1 protein-coding gene and 1 pseudogene are annotated in these 3,687 nt (G+C 76.3%); both read left to right on the top strand.

The genetic code is table 11. From position 1 onward, the window contains the following. Window positions 1–236, top strand: a pseudogene (locus ABZ885_RS37455) (DNA polymerase Y family protein); the annotation flags it as partial. A gap of 152 nt (window positions 237–388) precedes the next feature. Next, window positions 389–3,649, top strand: coding sequence for an error-prone DNA polymerase (locus ABZ885_RS37450; protein ID WP_360199091.1), 3,261 nt, complete (start codon window positions 389–391; stop codon window positions 3,647–3,649). Window positions 3,650–3,687: the final 38 nt, after the last annotated feature.

The following is a 3,687-nucleotide window of genomic DNA, read 5'->3' as shown; positions in this document are numbered from 1 at the left end:
GGCCGGTGCGGGTGGACGGCCGGGCGGGGGTGTCGGCCCGGCCGTCCACGGTGGCGGTGCGGGGGCGGGAGCTGCCGGTGGACGGCTGGACCGGGCCCTGGCCGGCGGTCGAGTACTGGTGGGACCGGTCGCTCGCCCGCCGCCGGGCCCGCTTCCAGGTCACGGTGGCGGACGGCCGCGCGCTGCTGCTCACGGTGGAGGGGGGTGCGTGGTTCCTGGAGGCCGGTTACGACTGACCGGCCCGCCGGACCGGGACACCGGCGGGCCGGGACACCGACGGGCCTCGGCACCGACGGGCCTCGGCACTCACGGCACGAAGAACACGAAGAACACGAAAAAGGGGGGCGGAAACAAGGCACGACCGAAGGCAGCAGAGGCAACACCCCCGATGGGATTCACCAGTCACCCCACGCTCCCCTGGAGCGAACTGCACCGACGCCTGGCCGGCGGCCGGCCGGGCCCGGCGGGCGGCGAGGTCGTCCCGCTGCGCCGTCACCCCGGGGCGCCCGGCGCCCCCGCCCGGCCCGCCGACCCGGACGGCGGAGCCGCCCCGGCCTGGGCCGAGCTGCACGTCCACTCCGCCTTCAGCTTCCTCGACGGCGCCAGCGACCCCGAGGAACTGGTGGCGGAGGCCGCCCGGCTGGGGGTCGAGGCGCTCGCCCTGACCGACCACGACGGCCTCTACGGCGCGGTGCGCTTCGCCGAGGCGGCCCGGGAGGCGGGCATCGGTACGGTGTTCGGCGCCGAACTGACGCTCCGGCGCGGACAGGAGCACCTGCTGGTCCTGGCCCGCGACCCGGCCGGCTACCGCCGCCTCTCCGCGGCGATCGGCGCCGCCCAGCTGGCGGGCGGGGCCAAGGGCAACCCGGTGTACGACTTCGCGGCGCTGGCCGACGCGCACGACGGCCACTGGGCGGTGCTCACCGGCTGCCGCCTCGGCCGGGTGCCGGCCGCGCTCACCGGCGGCCCGGGCGCGCTCGCCGGCGGCCCGGGCGGCCCGGCCGAGCGCCGACTGCTCACCCTCACCGAGGCGTTCGGGCACGAGAACGTGTACGTCGAGCTGATCGACCAGTGGCTGCCCGGCGACGACCGGCGCAACGACGCCCTGGCCGCGCTCGCCGGCCGGCTGGGCCTGGCCACCGTCGCCTCGACCAACGCCCACCACGCGGGCCCGGCCCAGGGCCGGCTCGCCCAGAGCCTCGCCGCCCTGCACGAGCGCCGCACCCTCCAGGACGCGGCGGGCTGGACCCAGGCGGCCGGCACCGCGCACCTGCGGTCGGGCCGCGAGATGGCCGCCCGGCTGGCCCGCTTCCCCGGTGTCCGGGAGGCCACCGTCGACCTGGCCCGGGCCTGCGCCTTCGACTTCACCCGGCTGGACCCGGAGCTGCCCGGCTTCCCCGTCCCGCCCGGCCAGACCGAGATCGGCCTGCTGCGCGCGCTGGTCGCCGAGGGCGGCCCGGTCCGCTTCGGTCCCGGCAACGGGCCCGCCCGCCGCCAGCTCGCCCGGGAGCTGGACGTCATCGAGGAGCTCGACCTGGCCGGGTACTTCCTGATCGTCCACGACATCGTCGACTTCTGCCGCCGCGAGGACATCTGGTGCCAGGGGCGCGGCTCGGCGGCCAACTCGGCGGTCTGCTACGCGCTCGGGATCACCGCCGTCGACCCGATCCACTACCGGCTGCTCTTCGAACGCTTCCTCTCCACCGCCCGGGACGGGCCGCCCGACATCGACCTGGACATCGAGAACCGCCGCCGCGAGGAGGTCATCCAGTACGTCTACCGCCGCTACGGGCGCGAGCACGCCGCCCAGGTCGCCAACGTGATCACCTACCGCCCCCGGCTGGCGCTGCGCGACGCCGCCCGGGTGCTCGGCTACCCGCAGGGCCAGGTGGACGCGTTCAGCCGGCAGGCCGACTTCCGCTCCGCGCCCGGTGCGGACGCCGTCATCCCCGCCGACGTGCTCGCCCTGGCCGGACAGCTCCACGGCCTGCCGCGCCATCTGGGCATCCACTCCGGCGGCATGGTGCTCACCAAGGAGCCGATCGCCGAGATCTGCCCGACCGAGTGGGCCCGGATGCCGGGCCGGTCCGTCCTGCAGTGGGACAAGGACTCCACGGCCGGCGCCGGGCTGGTCAAGATCGACCTGCTCGGCCTCGGCATGCTCGCCGCGCTGCACGACACCTGCGACCTGATCGCCGGGCACCACGGCGTGCGCCTCACCCTGGCCACCATCCCGGACGACGACCCGGGCGTCTACGCCATGCTGCGCCGGGCCGACACGGTCGGCGTCTTCCAGGTCGAGTCGCGCGCCCAGATGGCCACCCTGCCGCGCCTCAAGCCGGACCACTTCTACGACCTGGTGGTCGAGGTGGCCCTGATCCGCCCGGGCCCGATCCAGGGCGGCTCGGTCCACCCGTACCTGCGGCGCCGGGCCGGGGTCGAACCGGCCGGCTGCCCGCACCCGCTGATGGAGAACGCGCTCGGCAAGACCCTCGGGGTGCCGCTGTTCCAGGAGCAGATGATGCAACTGGCCATCGACTGCGCCGGGTTCACCCCCGCCGAGGCCGACCGACTGCGCCAGGCGATGGGCGCCAAACGCTCGCACGAACGCGTCGCCCGGCTGCGCGAGCGGCTGCTCACCGGCATGGCCGGGCGCGGCATCCCGCAGGACGTCGCCGAGGACGTCTACACCAAGATCGAGGCCTTCTCCAACTACGGCTTCCCGGAGAGCCACGCGATCAGCTTCGCCTACCTGGTGTACGCGAGCGCCTGGCTCAAGTACCACTACCCGGCGGCCTTCACCTGCGCCCTGCTGGCCAACCAGCCGATGGGCTTCTACTCCCCGCTCAGCCTGATCTCGGACGCCCGGCGGCACGGCGTCCGGGTCCGCGGGGTGGACGTCAACGCCAGCGGGCCCCGGCCCACCCTGGAGCCGTACCGGGGGCCGACGCCCACCCCGCCGCTCACCGCCGGCAAGCCGCAGCCCGCCATCCGGCTCGGCCTGGACACCGTCCGGGGCATCGGCGCCCCGCAGGCCGAGGCCATCGCGGCCGGGCAGCCGTACGCGGACCTGGAGGACTTCGCCCGCCGGACCGGCCTGCCCGCGCCGGTGCTGGAGGCGCTCGCCACGGCGGGCGCGTTCGGCTGCTTCGGGCTGGGCCGCCGTCAGGCGCTCTGGGCGGCCGGGGCGTACGCGGGCGTCTCGGCGGCGCTGCTCCCCGGCGCCACGCCCGGCACCGAGGCGCCGGAGCTGCCGGAGCTGACCCCGGTCGAGGAGACCATCGCCGACCTCTGGGCCACCGGCACCTCCGCCACCAGCCACCCCGTCCAGCACCTGCGGGCCCATCTGGAACGCGGCGGCGCGCTCACCGCCGCCCAACTGCCGGACGTGCCGCCCGGCACCGCCGTGGTGGTCGGCGGCCTGGTGACCCACCGTCAGCGTCCGCCGACGGCCGGCGGGGTGCTCTTCCTCAGCCTGGAGGACGAGACCGGCCTGATCAACGTGATCTGCAGCCGCCCGGTCTGGGAGTCCCAGCGCCGCACCGCCCTCGACCGCGCCGGCCTGCTGGTGCACGGCCACATCGAACGCGACCGCGGCGCCACCAACCTGGTCGCCACCCGCCTCGGCCCGCTCCGCCTGGGGCTCTGACGGCGGGCCGGCGGGCCGGCGGGCCGCCGCGCCGGGGC

Origin of the sequence: Kitasatospora sp. NPDC047058 (assembly GCF_040643935.1) — a bacterium.
Lineage (GTDB): Bacteria > Actinomycetota > Actinomycetes > Streptomycetales > Streptomycetaceae > Kitasatospora.
The sequence above is the reverse complement of the archived record's forward strand: the minus strand, read 5'-3'. Positions and strand labels throughout refer to the sequence as shown.